The following is a 21755-nucleotide window of genomic DNA, read 5'->3' as shown; positions in this document are numbered from 1 at the left end:
CAGGTGGTTAAAATGTCAGTCTTCACGGCTTGCCAAGGCCTCGATCGCGGCCAGCGACGGTGGCGACGCCCCTTCGGTCATGCAGGCTGCCGCGCCCGCGCACACGGCAAAACGCAGGTGCTGGTCCGGCTCGTGGTCGGGGTGGTGCAGCAGGCTGTAGGCGAGGGCGGCGATGCTGGCGTCGCCGGCGCCCACGGTGTCGGCCACCGTGATCTGCGGCGCCTTGCGGGACCACGACTGCTCGCCGCAGTGCAGCGACGCGCCGTGTTCGCCCTTGGTATAAAGGTACGTCGCTTGCGGGTTCCAGCTGCGCAGGGTGGCAAAGGCGGCGTCGATATCTTCGGTGCGGAACAGGCCCGCCAGGTCTTCTTCCGACACTTTGATCACGTCGGCCAGTTCGGTCATGCGGCGCAGGGTGGCGTCGTAGCGTTCATCCATCAAGAGCCGGTAGTTAGGATCGAAGCTGATGCGCACGCGGTCGGCCTTCAGCTGTTCGGCCAGCGCCACCAGCTTGCCGGCCAGCGGCTGGCGCGCCAGGCTGATGCCGCCAAAGTGCACCCACTTGCAGTGCGCGCGCCAGCCCTGCGGCAGCGCGGCCGCATCGAAATGCAGGTCGGCGCTGTCGTCGCCGATAAAAAAGTAGGCCGGCGGATCGGTGCGGTGGACGATGGCCAGTAGCGGCGACTTCGGATAGCGCTGCAAGAAGCGCAGGTCGAGTTGCGACTGCTCGCTGGCCTGCCACAGCGCGTCGCCGAAGACGTCGTCGCTGATCGCGCCCGCAAACGCGGTGGGTACATCGAGCGCGGCCATGGTGCGCGCCACGTTCCAGGTGGAGCCGCCTACCTTGCTGTGCCAGTTCTGCTGGGCCGGACCTTGCACGATCATGTCGGTCAGCGCTTCGCCGGCGGCGACGAAAATGGGGAAATCGGACATCGCTTAATCTTTCATCACATTGAGAACTTCGTAGCACGCGCCCATGGTGTGGTAATCGACCTTGCCCGCCGGGCTTTTCTCGTCGGTGAGCTTGGCGTTGTCGGCGCCCAGGATGCGGTACCACGCGCCGTATCGATGATCGACGAAATGGCTCCAGCTATAGTCCCAGAGTTTGTCGTACCAGGTCCAGTAGCGGGCGTCTGCCGTGCGCGCGCCCAAGAGGGCGGCGGTGGCGATGCTTTCGGCCTGCACCCAGAAGTATTTAAGGTCGTCGCAGATGCTGTCGTCGGGCGCAAAGCCGTAGTACAAGCCGCCGTGCTGCGCATCCCAGGCCTTGCCGACGGCCGCGTCGAACAGGGCGATGGCGCGCGGCAGCAGCCAGTCCTGGCCGTGCGCCAGGTGCTCGCCGTGGCGCTCGAGCAGCAAGAGCAGCTTGGCCCACTCGGCCAGGTGGCCGGGCTGGTAACCCCAGGGACGGAAGATATTGCTCTTGTCGTCGCGGTTGTAGTCCCAGTCCACCGACCAGTCTGCGTGGTAGTGCTCCCAGACCAGGTCGTCGGCCAGCGCGGCCTGGCGCAGCGTGATGTTGCGCGCCAGGGTTTCCGCGCGCAGCAAGTAGGCGCGGTCGCCGGTCGCTTCAAAGGCAGCGATCAACGCTTCGCACGCGTGCATATTGGCGTTCTGGCCGCGATAGCCGTCCAGGTGCGACCAGTCGGGCGACGCTTCGTCCGCGTACAGGCCGTGCTGCGCATCCCAGAAGCGGCGCTCCATCAACTCGAACGTTTCGCCGATCCACTCGGCCGCTTCGGTCTGTCCGGCCATCAGCGCGTGGCTGTAGGCCAGCAGCACAAAGGCCAGGCCATAACAGTGGTTGGTGCCGTCGGTGACGTGGGCCACGCCGGCCTTCCAGTCCAGGGTCCAGGCGTAGCCGCCGGTATGCGCATTGCGGTGGGCGTCGCGCAGGAAGGCCAGCGCGTGGCGCAGGCGCTGCTGGTCGGCCGCATCGCCGAACTGGCGCCAGGCCATGGCGTAGTTGAAGACGAAGCGGGTGCTGCTCACCAGGTGCCGGGTGCGCTCGTCGTAGATCGCGCCGTCGTCCTTGTAGAAGTGATAGAAGCCGCCGCTGGGGTCCACGCAGCGGCCATCGTAAAAACGCTTGGTGTGGCGGATGTGGTCGAGCAGCGTGGTGCGGGATTGGAAGTTCGGTGCCGTCATGGGGTCCGTGAGAAGGTTGGTGGACGATCGTTGGAGGAAGATTGTGGCGCGCGCCAGCCGTCGAACACGGTACTGGCGCGCACGATCAATTCCACCGGTGCTATCTGCTGCACCGGCGGCTGTTGTGGTTCGTGCCGGCCTGGTTGCTGGCTGGCGTTCTGCTGGTCGAGCAGCAGCTCCACGCCCATCGCGCCGAGCGCCTTTTTGTCGATGCGCAGGGTGGTGAGCGGGCGGTGGCCGAGGACTGCCGTGGCGATGTCGTCGAAGCCGACGATGGCGATATCGTGCGGCACCTTCAACCCCCTGGCCAGGCAGCAGCGCATGGCCACCAGGGCGGCGCTGTCGTTGTAGCAGAACACGGCGTCGGGCGGGTGGGGCAGCGACAGCAGCTGCTCCATCGCCTCCCAGGCGCCGGTTTCCAGGTCCACGCCGTCGGGCAGGTTGGCTTCCAGGCGCGGGTCGTTCAGGATGCCTTCCTCGAACAGCGCCTGGCGGTAGCCGCGCGCGCGTTCGCGGATGCTGTAGTGCGCCAGCGGGCCGGAGATGAAGCCGACGCGGGTACGGCCGGTGTCGATCAGGTGCCGGGTGGCCAGGTAGCCGCCCATCATATTGTCCGGGTTGACCGAGTTGTAGCCGCGCAGCTGCATGTCGATCAGCACCAGCTGCTTGCCGGTGGAGCGCAGCGCAGCCAGGGTCTCTGGCTCGAAGAAGCCGGCGCACACGATGCCGTCCGGCGCATGCATGCGGATCTGGTCGATCAGGCCATCGGCCGGACCCACCGCCATGAACGAGAGCACAATGCCCTGCTTGCGGCACGCTTCTTCGGCACCATGCAGCACCGGCGAGTAGAACGGGCTGCTGGCGGCGGTGTTGTGCTGGCGGTGCAGCAGGAAGGTGAGGCGGCGCATGCGCTTGGGGCGCAGCTTGCAGAAGTCGTAGCCGAGCGAGCGCGCCGCTTCCAGCACCATCTGGCGCGTGACTTCGGTCAGTCCCGGTTCATTTTTGAGCGCGCGCGAGACCGTCCCTGCGGACACCCCCGCAACCTGGGCGATGTCGCGGATCGTCACGCCCGGTTTCGCTGTTGCGGTGTTGTCGGTATCGGCCATCTGGTCTCCATTGTTTCTGCGAAGCGGCTCGCGACTGCGGCGTCGGCCGGTTCTGTGTGAAGGAAGTCTTGCATGAGCGTGCGCGCGTGGTCAAACGACTAACAGCATTCCGCTGAGAGTTTAGCGTTATTTACTAAACGGATAGTTTGCCACTACTCGGGTTGCTGCAATGCGCCATTTCACCTGGCAGCAGCGTGTTTAGTGAGGACGGCTAAACTGCACCCGCTTTTCGGCCTTGGTTTGACCGGTGGGGCGGGGCCATGCAGAATATTTTCAGCTAACAAAATAACCATAACCTTCAAGGACGAGACATGAAACAACTGTTCAAATTCTGCGCCGCCGCCATGCTGATCGGTGCGGCGGGCATCGTCGCCGCCGCCGATGGCGCGCCGGTGACCAATGCCGCCAAATCGGAGTTCGTCACCGCCAGGCAGACGCACTTCAGCCGCAAGGGCCAGGCCTATTACATCGTGGGCGCCAATTTCTGGTACGGCGGCTATCTCGGTGCGCCAAGCGGCGTGGGTGAGCGCAAGCGCCTGCTCAAGGAACTCGACACCATGAAGGCTATCGGCATCAACAACTTGCGCGTGCTGGCCGTCTCCGAAAAAACCGACATGAAAAGCGCGGTCAGTCCCGCCACCACCGCCAAGCCGGGCGAGTACGACGAGAACCTGCTGGTCGGCCTGGACTTCCTGATGGCCGAAGCGGCCAAGCGCGACATGACCGTGGTGCTTTACCTGAACAACTTCTGGCAGTGGTCGGGCGGCATGACCCAGTACCTGAACTGGTTCGAAGGCACGCCGGCGCTGGACCCGAACGTGACCAAGGACTACGACGACTACATGAAGAAGAATGCGCGCTTCTATGTGAACGCCGCCGCGCAAAAAGAATATCGCCAGGTGATCGCCAAAATCGTCAAGCGCGTCAACACCATCACCGGCAAACCGTACTCGGAAGACCCGCACCTGATGTCGTGGCAGCTGGCCAACGAGCCGCGTCCCGGCAACGGCAAGGCCACGAAAGAAGAGAAGGCGGCCTACGTCAAGTGGATCGACGACGTCGCCGGCTACATCCATAGCCTCGATCGCAACCACATGGTGAGCACCGGCAGCGAAGGCCTGGCCGGTTCCGCCCAGGATGCGCAGCTGTTCCTCGACGCCCACCGCAGCAAGCATGTCGATTACCTGACCTACCACCTGTGGCCCAAGAACTGGGAATGGTTCGACTCGCGCAACCCGGAAGGCACCTGGGACAATGCCATCGCCAGGAGCCGCGACTACCTGAACTCGCACATCGAGCTTGCCAAAAAACTCGACAAGCCGATCGTGCTCGAAGAATTCGGTCTCGATCGCGACGGCCCGTCGTTCAGCATCAAGGCCACCACCAGGATCCGCGACCGCTTCTACAAGGAGGTGTTCGACGTGGTCTATACGCGCGCCGCCAAGGGCGACCCGATTGCCGGCTTCAACTTCTGGGCCTGGGGCGGCGCCGGCCGCGCGGCCAATGCCGACTACTGGTGGAAACCGGGTAACGACTTCATGGGCGACCCGCCGCAAGAAGAGCAGGGCCTGTACTCGGTGTTCGACACCGATACCAGCTCGCTCGAGCTGATCAAGGAGTACGGCGACAAACTCAAATCGATCAAGCGCTAAGGGGGCGGCGCATGAAACAGTCGATGCCACTATGGTTTGCCGCGCACGGGCTGGCGCTGGCGGGGTTGGTCGCCAATCCGGCCCATGCCCAGAAGTTCGACGGCCTGGCGGCGACGCCGCAAATGGGCTGGAACAGCTGGAATACCTTTGCCTGCGATATCAATGAAAAGCTGATCCGCGATACCGCCGATGCGATGGTCAAGAACGGCTTGAAGGACGCCGGCTACGTCTACGTCAATATCGACGACTGCTGGCACGGCAAGCGTGACGACAAGGGCGTGATCCATCCCGACCCCGAGCGCTTCCCGTCCGGGATGAAGGCGCTGGCCGACTACGTGCATGGCCGTGGCCTCAAGCTCGGCATCTATTCCGACGCTGGCGCTACCACCTGCGGCGGCAAGCCGGGCAGCCGTGGCCACGAATACCAGGACGCCATCACCTACGCCGAATGGGGCATCGACTACATCAAGTACGACTGGTGCGACACCAAGGGTTTGAACTCGGCCGGCGCCTACACCACCATGCGCGACGCCATCCGCAGCGCCGGCCGCCCCATGTTGTTCAGCATCTGCGAATGGGGCGACACCAGGCCGTGGGACTGGGCCAGGGACGTTGGCCACTCGTGGCGCACCACCGGCGACATTTACCCGTGCTGGGACTGCGAATTCAGCCAGGGTTCGTTCTCGGCCTGGGGTGTCACGCGCATCCTCGACAAGCAGGCCGGCCTGCGCCAGTATGCCGGTCCCGGTCACTGGAACGACATGGACATGCTGGTGGTCGGCAAGGGCTTGACGGACGACGAGGACAAGTCGCACTTTTCGGCGTGGGCCATGCTGGCCTCACCGCTCATCCTCGGCAACGACGTGCGGTCGATGCCGGCGTCTACCCACCGCATCGTCACCAACGCTGGCGCGATCGCCATTAACCAGGACCCGCTCGGCGTCTCCGCGTGGCGCTTTCTCAAGACCGGTGAGGTCGAATACTGGGCCAAACCGCTGGCCAACGACGAATGGGCGCTGATGGTGCTCAATCGCGGCGCCCAGGCTGCGCCGGTCAGCTTCGACTGGGGTGCGTATCACATCAACGATGACCTCAGCAAGCGCACGGCGGACTTCAAACACAAGCGCTACGCTTGGACCGATGCCTGGAGCGGCAAGACCGGCGACACCACCCGCAAGCTGGAGGCAAAGGTGCCGTCGCACGGTGTGGTACTGCTGCGCCTGAAGGCAAAAACATGAGCTACACTTGAAGCTTGTTCAACCCGAGGTCAAAAAAATGAAGAATAGCCTTATTGTTTCGCTAATTTCTACTGCTTTGCTGTCGCTGTCCGCCGCCGCGTATGCGGCCGACGCCAAGCCGGCCGTCATCGACGGCAAAGCGTGCAGCATCACCCCCGCGCCGCGCACCGTCGAATACCCGTGGATGTCGATCGCCCGCTGGCAGGCCATGTTCCAGGAAGATATCGAGGTCGCGGAGACTGGCAAGGTCGACTTGCTGTTCGTGGGCGATTCCATCACCGAAGGCTGGAACAAGAAGGTGTGGGACAAGTCGTTCGGCAAGTGGAAGACTGCCAATTTTGGTATCGGCGGCGACCATACCGGCAACGTGCTGTGGCGCCTCGACCATGGCCAGGCCGGCAGGCTCTCGCCCAAGCTGGTGGTACTGACCATCGGCGTCAACAATTTCTTCCACTGCCAGGCCAACCCGGAGCAGGTGTTCGACGGCGTGAAGGCAGTGGTCACCAAGGTGCGCACGCTGTACCCGAACGCGCGCATCCTGCTCAACGCGGTGCTGCCGTACGAGCAATCGGCGGCCAGCCCCAAGCGCGCGCAGGTCGTCGAACTCAACCGCATGATCGCCACGCTCGATGACGGCAAGACCGTCATCTTCAAGGACTACGGCAAGAAGTTCCTGCAGGCGAATGGCGACATGTCGCCGACCATCATGGCCGACTACCTGCACCCCACGCCCAAGGGCTACCAGGTATGGTCGGACGCCATGCTGCCCGATATTAAAAAGCTGATGAAATAAGATGACGACCTTCACCCGCATCGCAGCGCAGCTCCTTCCCGCTGTTGCACTGGCGTGCGCGGTGCCTGCCACCAATGCCGCTGTGGCAACCACCGCAGCGACCAGCATCACCGCTGCCGATCCGCATGTAGCCCGCACCGGCCGCAGCGAAGTCAGGCCCGATGGCGCCGTGTATTTCGCCTATCCGGGCGTGGGCTTCGCGGTGGCGTTCGACGGCACCCGTGCGGCGATGGCGGTGGAGGCCAGCAGCGACAACAGCTACTTCGACGTGATCGTCGATGGCGGCGCTGCGCGCAAGGTCCACCTGGCCAAAGGCGCGCAAACGCTGGTACTGGCCGAGGGGCTGGCTGCCGGCTCGCACCGGGTGGAGGTCATCAACCGTTCCGAGACCTGGCTGGGCAAGGCGACCTTGCAGCGCTTCGACACCGATGGCGCCTGGCTGCCGGCGCCGGCGCTGTCGCAGCGCAAACTGCTGGTCATGGGCGACTCGGTCACGTGCGGCGAAGCGATCGACCGTGTGCCCGGTGCGAAGAAGGAAGCGTCGTGGTGGGATGCGCGCGCATCGTACGGCATGCTGCTGGCGCAAGACCTGCAAGCGCAGGTGCAACTGGTGTGCGCCGGGGGCAGGGGACTGGTGCGCACCTGGGACAACCACACCGACCAGCTCAACCTGCCCGACTACTACCAGCTGGCCATCGCCGACCAGCAGCAGCCGGTGAAATGGGACCAGCGTTTGTACCAGCCGGATCTGATCATCAGCGCGATCGGTACCAACGACTTCAACGTCGGCATCCCGGAGCGCGAGCATTATGTCAGCACGTATGTGCAGCTGGTGCGCACGCTGCTGGCCGATCATCCCAAGGCGAAAATCGTGCTGACCGAAGGGGCGATGTTGAAGGACCAACGCAAGGCCGCGCTGGTGGACTACATTGCCGAGACGGTGCGCCGCGTGGGCGATCCACGCGTGCAGGCGGTGCCGTCAACAACGTATCCGGGGGATCGGCAGGACGCCCATCCCACGCGCGCACAGAATGCCGCCATGGCGCGCGACATGGCGCCGCAGATGCGCAAGATTATGGGCTGGTAATTCGCTCAGGCCAGCAGGTGCCCCAGCAACGGCGCCAGCAACACCATCAGGATTCCGCTGAAGATCATCGTCAGGCTGGCCACGGCGCCTTCCTGCGGCCCGATCTTGCGCGCCACGCTCATGCCGAAGCCGTGGGCCGCCGCGCCGAACGGCGCGCTGCGCGCCACGCGCATTCGTAGCGGCAGCAGGCCAAGCAGCACCTGTCCCAGCAAGATCCCGAACAGGCCGGTGATCATCACGAACACGCCGGTCAGCTGCGCCTCGCCGCCCAGGTGGCGCGTGGCTTCCACCGCGAACGGCGTGGACACCGACCGCGCCAGCAGGCTGTGGGCGGCGGTGGCGTCGAGGCCCAGCAGTCGGCTCAGCAGCAAGGTGCTGCACAGCGAGACCACGATGCCGGCGCAACTGCCCAGACCCAGCGCCAGCCAGTGCCGCTTGATCAGCTCGCGCTGCTGGTAGATCGGCAGCGCAAAGGCGACGGTGGCGGGTCCCAGTAGCCAGGGCAGCCAGCGCGTGTCGCCAAAATACAGCGAGAACGGCGTGGCGGTCAGCTCGATGACGGCGATCAGGATCGCTGACGTGGTGATGGCGGGCGTGAGCCAGAAATACTGGTAGCGGCGGTGCAGCGCCTGGTTGGCGTAGAACAGCACCACGGTCAGGACCAGGTAGAGGAATGGTTTCATGCCGGCTGCTCCTGGCCAAGGTGAATTGTTTGACGACCCTGACGCAAAGTACGCAGCTTGCGCAGCCGCACTCGCCGCTCGAACTGGCACACCCATTCCACCGTGAACGCGGTCGCCAGCAGTACCGAGATAAAGCCGATGCCGATCGCCGCGAACAGCCGCACGCCCTCGCGCTCGAGCAGGGCGGTGAACTGCACCACCGAGACGATCAGCGGAATGAAGAACAGCAGCATGTTCGACAGCAGCCACTCGGCGCCATGGTTCACCACCGCCGGCCGCACCACGCCGGCCAGCAGCAGCGCCACCATCAGCAGCAGCCCCACCACGCCGCCGGAAAACGGCAGGTGCAGCCACGCGGCGGCGCGGTCGCACGCGTACCAGATGGCGGTCAGCAGCGCGACCTGCAGCACGGTATAGAACAAGCGGGTGAGGAAGGAGGTTTTCATGCAGCCATTCTAGGCGCGGTCCATTAAAAGATAAAATGAATTAAAATTATGAAAATCATTCGATACTGGAATAGATGATGGATTTGCGTTCGTTGCGCTACTTTGTCGCGGTGGTGGACCAGCAGGGCTTCAGCCGCGCTGCCGAAACCCTGCACGTGACCCAGCCGACGGTGAGCAAGATGATCGCGCAACTGGAGCAGTCGCTCGACCTGGTGCTGCTCGAGCGCACCGGCAAGCGCTTCACCGTGACCGACGCCGGCCAGGTGGTGCTGGCGCGGGGGCGGGCGCTGCTGGCCATGCACGAGGAACTGAACGTGGAGCTGGCCGACCTGCAGCAGCTGCGGCGCGGCGAGTTGCGCCTGGGCGTGACGCAACAGGCGCACCAGCCGCTGGCGCCCCTGCTGGCCGCGTACCACCGCCAGTATCCGGACGTCGAACTCAAATTGTTCGAGGATGGCACCCAGGCCATCGAAGCGAACCTGCGCAACGGCACACTGGAAATGGGCTCGCTGCTCGACTACGCGGGCAATGCCCACATCTGGACCGAGTTCGATTCGCTGCCGCTGGTGTCGTCGCCGCTGTGCGTGCTGGCGCCGCTTGCGTCGCCGTGGCGCGGCCGGCCAAAAATCGCGCTGGGCGAACTGGCCGACAGCCCGTTCATTTTCTACGGCGCGTCGTTCGCGCTGAACGACATCGTCACCGACGCCTGCGCGGCCGCCGGCTTCCAGCCTAAAATCAGCGGCCGCAGCGGCCAGTGGGACTTCGTCGCCTCGCTGGTGCGCCTGGGCGTGGGCGTGGCGATCCTGCCCCAGCTGTTCTGCGACACCCTGCCGCCAGGCCAGTTCTCGATCGCCCAGCTGACCGAACCGGCCCTCGACTGGAAACTGCGCCTGGCCTGGCGCCGCAACAGCCACCTGTCCTTCGCCGCCCGCGCCTGGCTCAGCCTCGCCCGCACTTCGGGGTCAGTGCCGACATTCGGACACGAGCTGAGCCATTAAGTCAAAAAACAGGCCTGAAAAAGTTCCCCAATGTCCGAATGTCGGCACTGACCCCGAATTGGTTGTTCATGCCCTGATTTGTGCAGTTCGTCGCAATTTTGCGGGTGGGGGCGTGGCGGGCGTTATGATTGTGGAATCATCAGCCAGGGATAGACCATGAAGAGGATTTTCCAGTTCGGTTTGCTATTTGCGGCGGCGTGCGCGCTGTTCGGGCGCGCTCAGGCTGCCGACGACACCAGCGAAACCCGTACCGTCAGCATCGACGCGCGCGTGGTGCGGGTCAAGATCGATGGCATGGTCGATGTCAAGCTGCGGCAGGGCCCGGTCCCTTCGCTCACGATCACCGGCAACAAGCGCACCATGGACCGGCTGACCTATGCGCAAAGCGGCGATACCCTGCAACTGGAAAGCGGCGGCGGGCGCAGCGTCAGGATCAGTACCAGCAGCGGCGCGCGCGCCGAGATGGTGCTGCCCAACCTGCGCCAGGTGGTGATGGAAGGACTGGGCGCTGCCGAGATCAGCGGCTTCTCCGGCCAGGAACTGGAACTGGTGCTCGACGGCGCCGGCAGCATGAAGGCCACCGTCGATTACAAGACCGTGCGCGCCAGGCTCGGCGGCGTAGGCAAGATGAACTTGTGGATCAGCGAAAACGAACGCGTCGACATCGACCTGGGCGGCGCCGGCAACATCGTGCTCGGGGGCAGCGGCAAGCTGCTCAAGGCCGACCTTGGCGGGATCGGCGGCCTCAACGCCCAGAAGTTCACGGCCGAGAGCATCGACCTCGACCTGAGTGGGCTCGGCAACGCTACCGTCACCGCCACCGCCAACGCCAAGCTCGACCTGAGCGGCCTCGGTTCCGCCACCGTGTACGGCAAGCCGGTCAACCGCGATGTTTCGGTTGACGGCCTCGGCAAGGTCAACTGGAAGTAAGCCTGCAAACGCTCCCTACTCAATCGACATGAAAAAATTCATACTGGCGATCTGTCTCGCCTTCGGCCTGCAACAGGCCGCGCTGGCAGGTTTTGCCGAGGGCGCGACCGCCTACAACAACAAGAACTACGGCACCGCGCTCAAGGAAATCACGCCCCTGGCGCGCGCCGGCAACGCCGACGCCCAGCACCTGCTGGGCCTGATGTACTACATGGGACGCGGCGTGCCGCAGGACTACCAGCAAGCGTTCCAGTGGCACCGCAAGGCTGCGCTGCAAGGCAAGGCCGACGCCCAGTACGTGGTCGGCGCCATGTACTACACCGGCAACTCGGTGATCCAGGACCACAAGCAGGCGGTGAGCTGGTTCCGCAAGGCGGCCCAGCAAGGCCATGGCGAAGCGCTGCAAACCATGGGGCTGATGTACCGCTACCACATCGGCGGCGTGCCGCAGGATAACGTGATCGCCTACATGCTGTGGAACCTGGCAGCCGCCCGCGGCGCACCGAACGCCGCCGAGCAGCGCGCGGCGGTGGTCAAGCACATGACGCCGGAGCAGATCGAGGAAGGGCAGGCCATGTCGGCTCGCTGGAAGCCCAACTCGCCGCTACCGAATAAATCCCGTACCGGCGGCGAGTAAAGCTGGGTATCCAGTTGCCGGCAAGGGGACATCGAAAACCGTAGCGAGCGGCTTGATATCGTCTTGAGTAGCGGAAGCGTACGGAGGTACGCTGAGCAACGGAGAGGCGATAGCAAGTCGCGCAGTAGGTTGTCGAGGCCCCTTTATAGCTTCATCGTCAGGCCGACCTGGAAGGCCCGTCCCGGCAACGGTGCGATGTATTTCAGGGGCGAGTTGTTCGGCCGCGCGTCGTCGTTCAGCAGGTTCGAGCCGCTGATGAACACCTCCAGCCCGGTCACCCGCGCGTAAGGTGAATCGATCGCGCGGCTGACCTGGAAGTTCACCATGTTGTAGGCGTCCAGCGGTACTTCGTTGCTGACGCTCTTGCCCAGGTATTTCTGCTTGTCGTAATAAGTGCTCGACAGCCGCGCCTTCCAGCCGTTGTGTTCCCACGCCAGGTTGGCGCCGTAGCGGTTGGTCGGCATATTGGGCAGGTACTCGCCATCGTTTTGCGTGCGCAGGCGGTCCGGGTTATCGGCCTTGTTCTTGACCAGGTCGGCGAAGGCCGAGACGTTCAACTTGCCGTAGCCACCCAGGCTGAACGCTTGCGAAGCGTCGAGCTCGAAGCCTTTGACGGTCGTGTCGGTCTGCTTCCAGTACTTTAGCGGCAGTCGGTTGGCGGTTTGCAGGCCCGAATGGCCGAGGTACAGGAAATTGTCGTATTTCATCTGGTAAGCGGTGCCAGTCAGCTTGAAGCCGCCCAGGCCGAACAGAACGCTCAGCTCGGTGTTGCGCGCGCGCTCGGCTTTCAGGTTCTGGTTGCCTTCCTCTTGCGTCATGATCGAGTAGTGGCGGTTGCTCGCGTACAGCTCGTTGATGTCGGGCGCGCGTTCGGACGAGCCGTAGCGCAGCTTGGCGCCCCACAGCTTGCCCAGCTCGAAGGCGGCGCCCAGGTTATAGCTGTTCAGGCTGAATTCGCGGTCGGCCAACTTGGTATTGGCGGCGTTGCGCGAGGTTTTGAACCCGCTTGCTTCGATCTCGTGTTCCACTTTCTCGTGGCGGAAACCGGCATCGAACGAGGCCCAGTCGAAGTCGAGGTTCTGCCGGATGAACAGCGCGTTGCTGGTCGTGCCAACGTCAGGCAAGTACAACTGCGGACCGCTACCGGTCACATCGCGCGCGCGATGCGAGACGCCGACCACGCCGGAGAGGGCGCCTGCGCGCTGCTGCGCCAGCAGCAGCTCGGCCTGGGTGGTATCGAACGCATACTCGTTGGCGTTGGTCGGGCCGATGGTTTCGCCGGACGTGTTGTTCAGGCGCGAGACGCGCAGCTCCGCGCTGTCCACGTACGCCACGGGAGAGAGCAGCTTGCCCTCGAGCGCATATTTATCCTGGCGAATCTTCACGCCCACCGGCAATCCTTCGTCGTAGTTGGCGCCGAACGACTTGTTCTCCATCGAAAAGCCCGGCACGCCATACTTGCTTTCCTTGCTATCGAGGCTCACGCCCACGTAGCCCTGGTCGAAGAAATAGGTGGTGCCGACGCCGAAGTGCGCATTGTTCGAATAGCTGTTGCCCAGCGTGCCGTGATAATCGGGCGTGACATCGCGGTTGATGCGGTTTTCGACCGTGCGCGGCGTGCCCGGCACATATGCCGGGTTGGCCGGATTGACGTAGGTCTTGCGCTGCCACACCGAGGTCGGATTGTTGGTGTAGAAGGAAAAATCGCCATCGGCCCAGTCCGGGTTGTCCCTGATGAATTGCTCGATATACGGCTGCGACGACTTGTTGTACACCTGCTGGATGCGCGCCTCTTTCTGGCAGCTGTCGGCAATAAAACTGTTGATGCCGCCAGTGGCCGGGAACAGCCCGGTATTACACACGGACGCCTTGCTGTTGCCGGGAATCTTGTAGTGGTCGATGCTCTGGAACGACAGCTGGATGTTGGTCGAAAAGTTCTTGCTGTTGTTGAAGTTCAGGCGCAGGCCCTGGGCATCGGCGTCGTTATAGCCTTTGCGCAGCACCAGTTCGAGCTCGTGGTCCTTGTCTTCCATCTTGCGCGACAAGATGCCGGAATCGACATTGACGCTGCCGCCGATGGCATTGCCGCCGTAGCGCACGCTGTCCGACGATTTGCTGACCGTGGCGCTGCGCGCAAACAGCGGGTCGAACGGGATGTTGATGTCGCCGCTGATGGCGTTCATGCCCATGATCGACTGGCCGTCTTCGAGGATCTGCACGCGGCTGCCCGAGAGGCTGCGGATCACCGGCGCGCCGGCGTTGGGGCCGAAGGCGCTGCTTTGCACGCCCGACACCTGTTCGAGCATGTCGCCCAGAGTGCGGTTGTTCGCGCGGTCGTTCTGGACCGTAACGCTGGTGTCGCTGCCGGCCGGCTTGTCGGCGCGGACTTCAACGGTCTGGAGGGGGGTGTCGTCGGCTGCGTAGGCACTCGAGAAAGTGGACAGAATGGCAGCTGCAAGTACGTGATGGCGCATGATTCCTGGCAATGGTATTGGAGGGTTGGGGCGGGCGCAGCCCGGCAAGGTTGGGGCAGGGCAGCAGCACATGAGGTGTTAATGCAAAACGGTTGCAATAATAGCGCTCCGCCATTGTTGTTGCAAGTCAATTGCATAAAGTGGCCTGCAGCCGTGCCGCCGTGCAGCCGTGCGCCGCCTGCGTGGCGGAGTAGCCTCGCGTACAATCTTTTCTTTACATTTGCAGAGGTCCACCATGCGCGCGATTGAAATCACCCAACCCGGTTCGCCTGAAGTATTGAAGTTGTGCGAGCGCCCCATGCCCGTGGTCAAAACCGGCGAAGTGCTGATCAAGGTGCACGTGGCCGGCATCAACCGTCCCGACGTGTTCCAGCGCAAGGGCGCCTATGCACCGCCGCCGGGCGCCTCCGACCTGCCGGGCCTGGAAGTGGCCGGCGAGATCGTCGACGGCGACCTCGATTACTCCACTTTCGACATTGGCGATCACGTATGCGCGCTGGTGCAGGGCGGCGGCTACGCCGAGTACTGCGTGGCGCCGATCGAGCAGGTGCTGGCGGTACCGAAGGGCTGGAGCATGCTGGAAGCGGCGACGATCCCCGAAAACTATTTCACGGTCTGGAGCAATGTGTTCGACCGCGCCCGCCTGACGGGCAGCGAAACATTGCTGGTGCAGGGCGGTACCTCGGGCATCGGCGTGGCAGCGATCCAGCTGGCCAGCGCGCTGGGCCACCGCGTGTTTGCCACCGCCGGCAGCGCCGACAAGATCGCCGCGTGCCAGGAACTGGGCGCCGAACGCGGCATCAATTACAAGACCGAAGACTTCGTCGAAGTGGTCAAGTCGCTCACCAACGACCGTGGCGTTGACGTGATCCTCGACATGGTTGGCGGCGACTACGTGCCGCGCGAAGTGGCGTGCCTGGCCGACGATGGCCGCATCGCGCTGATCGCCACGCTGGGCGGCGCCAAGACCACGCTGGACCTGGGACAGATGTTGTACCGCCGCCTGACGATTACCGGCGCGACCTTGCGGCCGCGTTCGGTGGAGTTCAAGGGCGCGATTGCCAAAAACCTGCTCAAGCACGTGTGGCCGTTGATGGCCGAGCGCAAGATCAAGCCGGTGATTCATACGGTGTTTCCGTTGGAGCAGGCGGCGCAGGCGCATGAGCTGATGGAAAGCAGCGCCCATGTCGGCAAGATCATGCTGCAGGTGATTTAGTGCGGAACTCCTTGTAACCAAAACAACAAATTCACCAATGCAAGTTTGACCCACCCCCGGGGGCGCGGTAAAATCACAGGTTATTGAAAATTTAGGCTACTATGCGACGCAAACTCGTTATCGGCAATTGGAAGATGAACGGCAACCGCGCTGCCAATGCGGCCCTGTTGGCCGGCATCGTCTCCGGCCTCAAGGATGTCAACGACCGCGCCGATTGCGCGGTCTGTGTGCCTGCTCCCTACCTCGCCCAGTGCGAACAAGAATTGAACGCCACCGCGGTCGCCTGGGGCGGCCAGGACCTGTCGATCCACGCCAGCGGCGCCTATACTGGTGAAGTGGCAGCGTCGATGCTGACCGATTTCGGCTCGAAATACGTGCTGGTCGGCCACTCCGAGCGGCGCGCGTATCACGGCGAGACCAACGAACTGGTTGCGCAAAAAGCCGTGGTGGCGCTCGCTGCCGGCCTCGTTCCCGTGATCTGCGTGGGCGAAACCCTGGAAGACCGCGAAGCCGGCAATACCGAAACCGTGATCTGCGCCCAGTTGCAGGCCGCGCTCGAAGTCATTCCGGCCGAGCAGCTGGCTAACGTCGTGCTGGCCTATGAGCCGGTGTGGGCGATCGGCACCGGCAAGACGGCCACCCCGCAGATGGCCCAGGAAGCGCATTATTTCCTGCGCGGCTGCGTGGCCAGGAAAAGCGAGCAGGTCGCTGCCAGGATCCAGATCCTGTACGGCGGCAGCATGAAGCCGGACAACGCGGTCGAGTTGCTGGCCCAGGCCGACATCGACGGCGGCCTGATTGGCGGCGCGGCACTCAAGGCGGCAGATTTCCTGGCGATCATCCACGCCTGAGCAAGACATTAAGGGTTTTCCCTTAACGAGAAGTACTGTTGTAAAAATGTAGTTAAACAGCTTGCCACGCCGTATTGGCGAGCTTAAAAAACGATACAAAACGATACAAAACTATTTAATTTTGAATGGAATATCATGAGCAGCATGTTCAACCTGGTAGTCATCATCCAAGTCATTTCGGCCCTGACCATCATCGGCCTCGTCTTGTTGCAGCACGGTAAAGGCGCCGACATGGGCGCGGCCTTCGGTTCCGGCGCTTCCGGCAGCCTGTTCGGCGCCACCGGCTCCTCGAACTTCATGTCCAAGTCCACCGGCGTGGCGGCGGCAGTCTTCTTCAGCGCCACCCTGGCCCTGGCCTACATCTCCGCCCAGCACAACAGCGGCGCAGTGAGCGGCGGCGTGATGGACAAGGCCCTGCCAACTGCACCGGCGACGGCGCCTGCCACCGGTTCGGCCGGCATTCCTAACGCCCCGACGCCAGCGCCTGTTGCACCTGCAGCACCCGCTGCACAAACTCCTGCACCAGCGCCTGCAAACTCCATCCCAAAGTAATATAATAGCGGTCTTGGAACACAATATTGAGCAACAGGGTAGTGGGTTGCTCAATGTTTTAGCAGTAACTGGCAGCACAATGGCGCATTGGTGGGCAAAACTTAAACCAGTGTACCGAGAAGTAAATATTTATCGTTTTTCTTCTTGTTTTTTCGCAATACGGCATTAACAAGCCGGCAAAAACGCAGTAGAATAGCGGCCTTAGAATGCCGACGTGGTGAAATTGGTAGACACGCTATCTTGAGGGGGTAGTGGCGCAAGCTGTACGAGTTCGAGTCTCGTCGTCGGCACCAAAAATTTAGAGGCCAGCAAGGGAGTAGTGCCTGAGCTGGCTTTTTTACGAGGATGTGTCGTTCGATCCTGGTCTAAGTTGTACGATTGGGGCGAACGTAAAGAGCACCGCAAAACATCGCAGTGTGGTCCTTCAAACCAAGCGTTCAACAAAGCTCATCAATCGTGAACCTCGAAAATTATCTCCCCGTCCTTTTGTTCATCCTCGTCGGTCTCGGCGTAGGCATCCTTCCCCAGGTACTGGGCCACGTGCTCGGGCCGAACAAGCCTGACTTCGCCAAACTGTCCCCGTATGAATGCGGCTTCGAAGCTTTCGAAGATGCGCGCATGAAATTCGACGTGCGTTACTACCTCGTCGCTATCCTCTTTATTTTGTTCGATCTGGAAACGGCATTCTTCTTCCCCTGGGGCGTCTCGGTACGCGAACTGGGCTGGAACGGATTCCTGGTGATGATGAGCTTCATCGCCGAATTCGTGGTCGGTTTTTGGTATATCTGGAAGAAAGGTGCCCTTGATTGGGAATAAGCCATGGCTATTGAAGGCGTATTAAACGAAGGTTTCATCACTACCTCGGCTGACAAGCTGATCAACTGGGCGCGTACGGGTTCGATGTTCCCGATGACGTTCGGTCTGGCCTGCTGTGCGGTTGAAATGATGCACGTGGGCGCGGCCCGTTACGACATGGACCGCTTCGGCGTGGTGTTCCGTCCATCGCCACGTCAGTCCGACGTGATGATCGTGGCCGGCACGCTGTGCAACAAGATGGCCCCTGCGCTGCGCAAGGTCTACGACCAGATGCCGGAACCGCGCTGGGTCATCTCGATGGGCACCTGTGCCAACGGCGGCGGCTACTACCACTACTCGTACTCGGTGGTGCGCGGTTGCGACCGCATCGTGCCGGTCGACGTGTATGTGCCAGGCTGTCCGCCCACCGCTGAGGCGCTGCTGTACGGCATCATGCAGCTGCAGAACAAGATCAAGCGTACCAACACCATCGCACGATGACTACCAAATTAGAACAACTCCAAACCGCCCTCGGCACTGCCCTGGGCGAACGCGTTAGTACTGTCGTGGCGCTCGGCGAGATTACCCTCACCGTCAAGCAGGCCGACTACTACGCCGTGATGCAAACGCTGCGTGACGACGCCACCCTCGGTTTCGAGCAAGCCATCGACCTGTGCGGCGTCGACTACCTCACCTATGGCGAAGGCGCCTGGGACGGCCAGCGATTCGCGGTCGTGATTCACTTGCTGTCGCTCAAGTACAACTGGCGCGTGCGCGTGCGCTGCTTCGCCAGCGACGACGAGATGCCGGTGTTCCCGTCGCTCACGCCGCTGTGGCGCTGCCTGAACTGGTTCGAGCGCGAAGCGTTCGACATGTTCGGCATCCTGTTCGAGAACCACAACGACTTGCGCCGCATCCTGACCGATTACGGCTTCATCGGCCACCCGTTCCGCAAGGACTTCCCGGTGTCGGGCTATGTCGAAATGCGTTACGACCCCGAGCAGAAGCGCGTGATCTACCAGCCGGTCACCATCGAGCCGCGTGAAAATGTGCCGCGCGTGATCCGCGAAGAAAACTACGGGATTAAATAATGGCTGAGATTAAGAATTACACCCTGAACTTCGGTCCGCAACACCCGGCCGCGCACGGCGTGCTGCGCCTGGTGCTCGAGCTCGACGGCGAAGTGATCCAGCGCGCCGATCCGCACATCGGTCTGCTGCACCGCGGTACCGAGAAGCTGGCCGAGCAAAAGACCTACCTGCAGTCGGTGCCGTACATGGACCGCCTCGATTACGTGTCGATGATGTGCAACGAGCACGCCTACGTCATGGCCATCGAAAAGCTGCTGGGCCTTGAAGTTCCGCTGCGCGCCCAATATATCCGCGTGATGTTCGATGAAATCACCCGTATCCTGAACCACCTGATGTGGCTGGGCGCACACGCGCTCGACGTCGGTGCGATGGGCCCGTTCCTGTACTGCTTCCGCGACCGCGAAGACCTGTTCGACGTGTACGAAGCGGTGTCGGGCGCGCGCATGCACGCGGCTTACTACCGCCCGGGCGGCGTGTACCGCGACCTGCCGGACACCATGCCGCAGCACAAGCCGTCGATCATCCGTTCGGCCAAGGCGATTGCCGACCTGAACGAACACCGCCAGGGTTCGGTGCTGGACTTCATCGAAGCGTTTACCGCCCGTTTCCCGACCTACGTGGACGAGTACGAAACGCTGCTGACCGACAATCGTATCTGGAAACAGCGTACCGTCGGCATCGGCGTGGTGACCCCGGAAGACGCACTGGCGATGGGCTTTACCGGCGCCATGCTGCGCGGCTCGGGCATCCAGTGGGATCTGCGCAAGCACCAGCCGTACGAAGTGTACGACCTGATGGACTTCGACGTGGCCATCGGCACCAACGGCGACTGCTACGACCGCTACCTGGTGCGCGTGGAAGAGCTGCGCCAGTCGAACAAGATCATCAAGCAGTGCGTGGAGTGGCTGCGCAACAATCCAGGTCCGGTCATCACCAGCAACCACAAGGTTGCCCCGCCTAACCGCGTGGACATGAAGACCAACATGGAATCGTTGATTCACCACTTCAAACTGTTTACCGAAGGCTTCCACGTGCCACCAGGCGAAGCGTATGCCGCCGTGGAGCACCCGAAAGGCGAGTTTGGCGTGTACCTGCTGTCGGACGGTGCCAACAAGCCCTACCGCATGAAGTTGCGCACGCCCGATTATGTGCACCTGCAAGCGCTGGACGAAATGTCGCGCGGCCACATGATTGCCGACGCCGTGACCATCATCGGTACGCAGGACATCGTGTTCGGCAGTATTGACCGCTAAGAGGCAAAAGTATGTTGTTATCAGAGCAGTGCTATCAAAAAATCGACCGCGAGCTGGCCAAGTACCCGGACGACCAGCGTCAGTCCGCCGTCATGGCCGCGCTGGCGCACGCCCAGGTTGAACTGGGCTGGATCTCGCCGGAAACCATGCAGGAACTGGCCGACTACATCCGCATGCCGGCAATCGCCGTGCAGGAAGTGGCCACTTTCTACAATATGTATAACTTGAAGCCCATCGGCAAGCACAAGATCACCGTGTGCACCAACCTGCCATGCGCGCTGTCGGGCGGCGAACGCGCCGCGCAACACCTGAAGCAAAAGCTGGGCATCGACTACCGTGACACCACGGCAGACGGCGAATTCACGCTGATGGAAGGGGAGTGCATGGGCGCCTGCGGCGACGCACCGGTGCTGCTGGTGAACAATCACCGCATGTGCAGCTTCATGTCCAACGACAAGATCGACACCCTGGTCGGTGAACTGAGCGGGAGCGCCAAATGACGTCACTGCACAATCGTCACATCGACCCAGTCATTCTTGCCGGCCTCGACGGCAAAAACTGGCACCTCGAAGACTACGTCAAGCGCGGTGGCTACAGCGCCCTGCGCCGCATCATCGAAGAAAAGATCACCCCGGAACAGATCATCGCCGACCTCAAAGCGTCGTCGCTGCGCGGCCGTGGCGGTGCGGGCTTCCCGACCGGTCTGAAGTGGAGCTTCATGCCACGCCAGTTCCCGGGCCAGAAGTACCTGGTCTGTAATACGGATGAAGGCGAACCCGGCACTTTCAAGGACCGCGACATCATTCGTTACAACCCGCATGCACTGATCGAAGGCATGGCCATTGGCGCTTACGCGATGGGCATCACCGTGGGTTACAACTACATCCACGGCGAAATCTTTGCCGAATACCAGCTGTTCGAAGAAGCGCTGGAAGAGGCGCGTGCTGCCGGCTTCCTGGGCAATAACATCCTCGGTAGCGAATTTTCATTCCAGCTGCACGCCCACCACGGTTACGGCGCCTACATCTGCGGCGAAGAAACCGCGTTGCTGGAGTCGCTCGAAGGCAAGAAGGGCCAACCGCGCTTCAAGCCGCCGTTCCCGGCCTCGTTTGGCCTGTACGGCAAGCCGACCACCATCAACAACACCGAGACCTTTGCTGCCGTGCCGTTCATCTTGAACATGGGCCCGGAAAAGTACCTGGCCATCGGTCGTCCGAACAACGGCGGCTCGAAGATCTTCTCGATCTCCGGCGACGTCGAGCGTCCGGGCAACTACGAAGTTCCGCTGGGCACGCCGTTTGCCAAGCTGCTGGAACTCGCAGGCGGCATGCGCGGCGGCAAAAAGATCAAGGCCGTGATTCCTGGTGGTTCCTCGTCGCCGGTGATTCGTGGCGAGATCATGATGCAAACCGACCTCGATTATGATTCGATCGCCAAAGCGGGCTCGATGCTCGGCTCGGGCGCGGTCATCGTGATGGACGAAACCCGTTGCATGGTCAAGGCCATGGAACGCCTGGCGTACTTCTACTTCGAAGAGTCGTGCGGCCAGTGCACCCCTTGCCGCGAAGGCACGGGCTGGATGTACCGCATGATCCATCGCATCGAAAACGGCCAGGGCCGTGCTTCCGATCTGGACGTGCTGAACTCCATTTGCGACAACATCCAGGGCCGCACGATTTGCGCGCTGGGCGACGCCGCGGCTATGCCGATGCGTGCGTTCATCAAGCAGTTCCGCGAAGAATTTGAACACCATATCGGGCACAAGACTTGCGTTGTGCCCGCATATATCTAAAAGCTGGTAACAA

General features: G+C 62.4%; 22 protein-coding genes and 1 tRNA gene. 17 read left to right on the top strand and 6 right to left on the bottom strand.

The window, feature by feature from the left end; all coding sequences use genetic code 11:
* Positions 1-15: 15 nt before the first annotated feature.
* Genes J2X54_RS11385 through J2X54_RS11375 form a run of 3 tightly spaced genes read right to left on the bottom strand, consistent with a single transcriptional unit; the run spans position 16 to position 3254 of the window.
* Positions 16-933 carry a carbohydrate kinase gene (locus J2X54_RS11385; protein ID WP_310180729.1) on the bottom strand — a complete coding sequence of 306 codons (918 nt, stop codon included), beginning with the start codon at positions 931-933 and terminating at the stop codon, positions 16-18.
* Positions 934-936: 3 nt separating this feature from the next.
* On the bottom strand, positions 937-2148 hold the full coding sequence (locus J2X54_RS11380; RefSeq protein WP_310180728.1) for an AGE family epimerase/isomerase: 1212 nt from the start codon (positions 2146-2148) through the stop codon (positions 937-939).
* A complete protein-coding gene (locus J2X54_RS11375) occupies positions 2145-3254 on the bottom strand; it encodes a LacI family DNA-binding transcriptional regulator (RefSeq protein ID WP_310180726.1) in 1110 nt (369 codons plus the stop codon). The genes J2X54_RS11380 and J2X54_RS11375 overlap by 4 nt, the downstream gene beginning before the upstream one ends.
* Before the next feature lie 311 nt (positions 3255-3565).
* Between J2X54_RS11375 and J2X54_RS11370 the strand changes: the two genes are divergently transcribed.
* Genes J2X54_RS11370 through axe2C form a run of 4 tightly spaced genes read left to right on the top strand, consistent with a single transcriptional unit; the run spans position 3566 to position 8024 of the window.
* A complete protein-coding gene (locus J2X54_RS11370) occupies positions 3566-4906 on the top strand; it encodes a cellulase family glycosylhydrolase (RefSeq protein ID WP_310180725.1) in 1341 nt (446 codons plus the stop codon).
* A gap of 11 nt (positions 4907-4917) precedes the next feature.
* A complete protein-coding gene (locus J2X54_RS11365; protein ID WP_310180723.1) occupies positions 4918-6144 on the top strand; it encodes a glycoside hydrolase family 27 protein in 1227 nt (408 codons plus the stop codon).
* 37 nt (positions 6145-6181) lie between these two features.
* Positions 6182-6937 carry a GDSL-type esterase/lipase family protein gene (locus tag J2X54_RS11360; protein WP_310180722.1) on the top strand — a complete coding sequence of 252 codons (756 nt, stop codon included), beginning with the start codon at positions 6182-6184 and terminating at the stop codon, positions 6935-6937.
* 1 nt (position 6938) lies between these two features.
* A complete protein-coding gene (gene axe2C / locus J2X54_RS11355; RefSeq protein ID WP_310180720.1) occupies positions 6939-8024 on the top strand; it encodes a bifunctional acetylxylan esterase/glucomannan deacetylase AxeC2 in 1086 nt (361 codons plus the stop codon).
* A 5-nt stretch (positions 8025-8029) separates the two neighbouring features.
* Here the strand turns inward: axe2C and J2X54_RS11350 are convergent, their stop codons facing one another.
* Both J2X54_RS11350 and J2X54_RS11345 read right to left on the bottom strand, forming a co-directional pair.
* Complete coding sequence (locus J2X54_RS11350) at positions 8030-8707, bottom strand: LrgB family protein (protein WP_310180717.1); 678 nt, start codon at positions 8705-8707, stop codon at positions 8030-8032.
* Entirely contained in the window at positions 8704-9153 is a 450-nt protein-coding gene (locus tag J2X54_RS11345; RefSeq protein ID WP_310180716.1) for a CidA/LrgA family protein, read from the bottom strand. Before J2X54_RS11345 ends, J2X54_RS11350 begins: the two co-directional genes overlap by 4 nt.
* Positions 9154-9230: 77 nt before the next feature.
* Here J2X54_RS11345 and J2X54_RS11340 point away from each other — a divergent pair, with 77 nt between their 5' ends.
* The 3 genes from J2X54_RS11340 to J2X54_RS11330 all read left to right on the top strand — a co-directional run bounded on the left by J2X54_RS11340 (position 9231) and on the right by J2X54_RS11330 (position 11718).
* Positions 9231-10151: a LysR substrate-binding domain-containing protein gene (locus J2X54_RS11340; RefSeq protein WP_310180714.1), complete on the top strand. Its 921-nt coding sequence runs from the start codon at positions 9231-9233 to the stop codon at positions 10149-10151.
* 156 nt (positions 10152-10307) lie between these two features.
* Positions 10308-11081 (top strand): GIN domain-containing protein, encoded by a 774-nt coding sequence (locus J2X54_RS11335; protein ID WP_310180712.1) that lies wholly within the window; start codon positions 10308-10310, stop codon positions 11079-11081.
* Positions 11082-11109: 28 nt separating this feature from the next.
* Positions 11110-11718, top strand: a complete 609-nt coding sequence (locus J2X54_RS11330; protein ID WP_310180710.1) for a tetratricopeptide repeat protein — start codon at positions 11110-11112, stop codon at positions 11716-11718.
* A 143-nt stretch (positions 11719-11861) separates the two neighbouring features.
* Here the strand turns inward: J2X54_RS11330 and J2X54_RS11325 are convergent, their stop codons facing one another.
* Positions 11862-14192, bottom strand: coding sequence for a TonB-dependent receptor domain-containing protein (locus J2X54_RS11325; protein WP_310180708.1), 2331 nt, complete (start codon positions 14190-14192; stop codon positions 11862-11864).
* Positions 14193-14427: 235 nt separating this feature from the next.
* Between J2X54_RS11325 and J2X54_RS11320 the strand changes: the two genes are divergently transcribed.
* The 10 genes from J2X54_RS11320 to nuoF all read left to right on the top strand — a co-directional run bounded on the left by J2X54_RS11320 (position 14428) and on the right by nuoF (position 21742).
* Positions 14428-15408 (top strand): NAD(P)H-quinone oxidoreductase, encoded by a 981-nt coding sequence (locus J2X54_RS11320; protein WP_310180706.1) that lies wholly within the window; start codon positions 14428-14430, stop codon positions 15406-15408.
* A gap of 101 nt (positions 15409-15509) precedes the next feature.
* Positions 15510-16259: a triose-phosphate isomerase gene (tpiA, locus tag J2X54_RS11315; RefSeq protein ID WP_310180704.1), complete on the top strand. Its 750-nt coding sequence runs from the start codon at positions 15510-15512 to the stop codon at positions 16257-16259.
* A gap of 135 nt (positions 16260-16394) precedes the next feature.
* Complete coding sequence (secG, locus tag J2X54_RS11310; protein WP_310180701.1) at positions 16395-16811, top strand: preprotein translocase subunit SecG; 417 nt, start codon at positions 16395-16397, stop codon at positions 16809-16811.
* A gap of 208 nt (positions 16812-17019) precedes the next feature.
* Positions 17020-17104 (top strand) — tRNA-Leu (locus J2X54_RS11305).
* Positions 17105-17267: 163 nt separating this feature from the next.
* Positions 17268-17627, top strand: coding sequence for an NADH-quinone oxidoreductase subunit A (locus J2X54_RS11300; RefSeq protein WP_026637003.1), 360 nt, complete (start codon positions 17268-17270; stop codon positions 17625-17627).
* Positions 17628-17630: 3 nt separating this feature from the next.
* Positions 17631-18107, top strand: coding sequence for an NADH-quinone oxidoreductase subunit B family protein (locus J2X54_RS11295; protein WP_019920332.1), 477 nt, complete (start codon positions 17631-17633; stop codon positions 18105-18107).
* On the top strand, positions 18104-18697 hold the full coding sequence (locus tag J2X54_RS11290; protein WP_070250215.1) for an NADH-quinone oxidoreductase subunit C: 594 nt from the start codon (positions 18104-18106) through the stop codon (positions 18695-18697). Before J2X54_RS11295 ends, J2X54_RS11290 begins: the two co-directional genes overlap by 4 nt.
* Positions 18697-19950, top strand: coding sequence for an NADH-quinone oxidoreductase subunit D (locus tag J2X54_RS11285; RefSeq protein ID WP_070250213.1), 1254 nt, complete (start codon positions 18697-18699; stop codon positions 19948-19950). The genes J2X54_RS11290 and J2X54_RS11285 overlap by 1 nt, the downstream gene beginning before the upstream one ends.
* An 11-nt stretch (positions 19951-19961) precedes the next feature.
* Positions 19962-20450 carry an NADH-quinone oxidoreductase subunit NuoE gene (nuoE, locus tag J2X54_RS11280; protein ID WP_070250211.1) on the top strand — a complete coding sequence of 163 codons (489 nt, stop codon included), beginning with the start codon at positions 19962-19964 and terminating at the stop codon, positions 20448-20450.
* Positions 20447-21742 (top strand): NADH-quinone oxidoreductase subunit NuoF, encoded by a 1296-nt coding sequence (gene nuoF / locus J2X54_RS11275; protein WP_310180694.1) that lies wholly within the window; start codon positions 20447-20449, stop codon positions 21740-21742. Before nuoE ends, nuoF begins: the two co-directional genes overlap by 4 nt.
* Positions 21743-21755: the final 13 nt, after the last annotated feature.

Origin of the sequence: Duganella sp. 3397 (assembly GCF_031456625.1) — a bacterium.
Taxonomy (GTDB): Bacteria; Pseudomonadota; Gammaproteobacteria; order Burkholderiales; family Burkholderiaceae_D; genus Rugamonas; species Rugamonas phyllosphaerae.
This window is presented reverse-complemented; position numbering and strand designations above follow the sequence as displayed.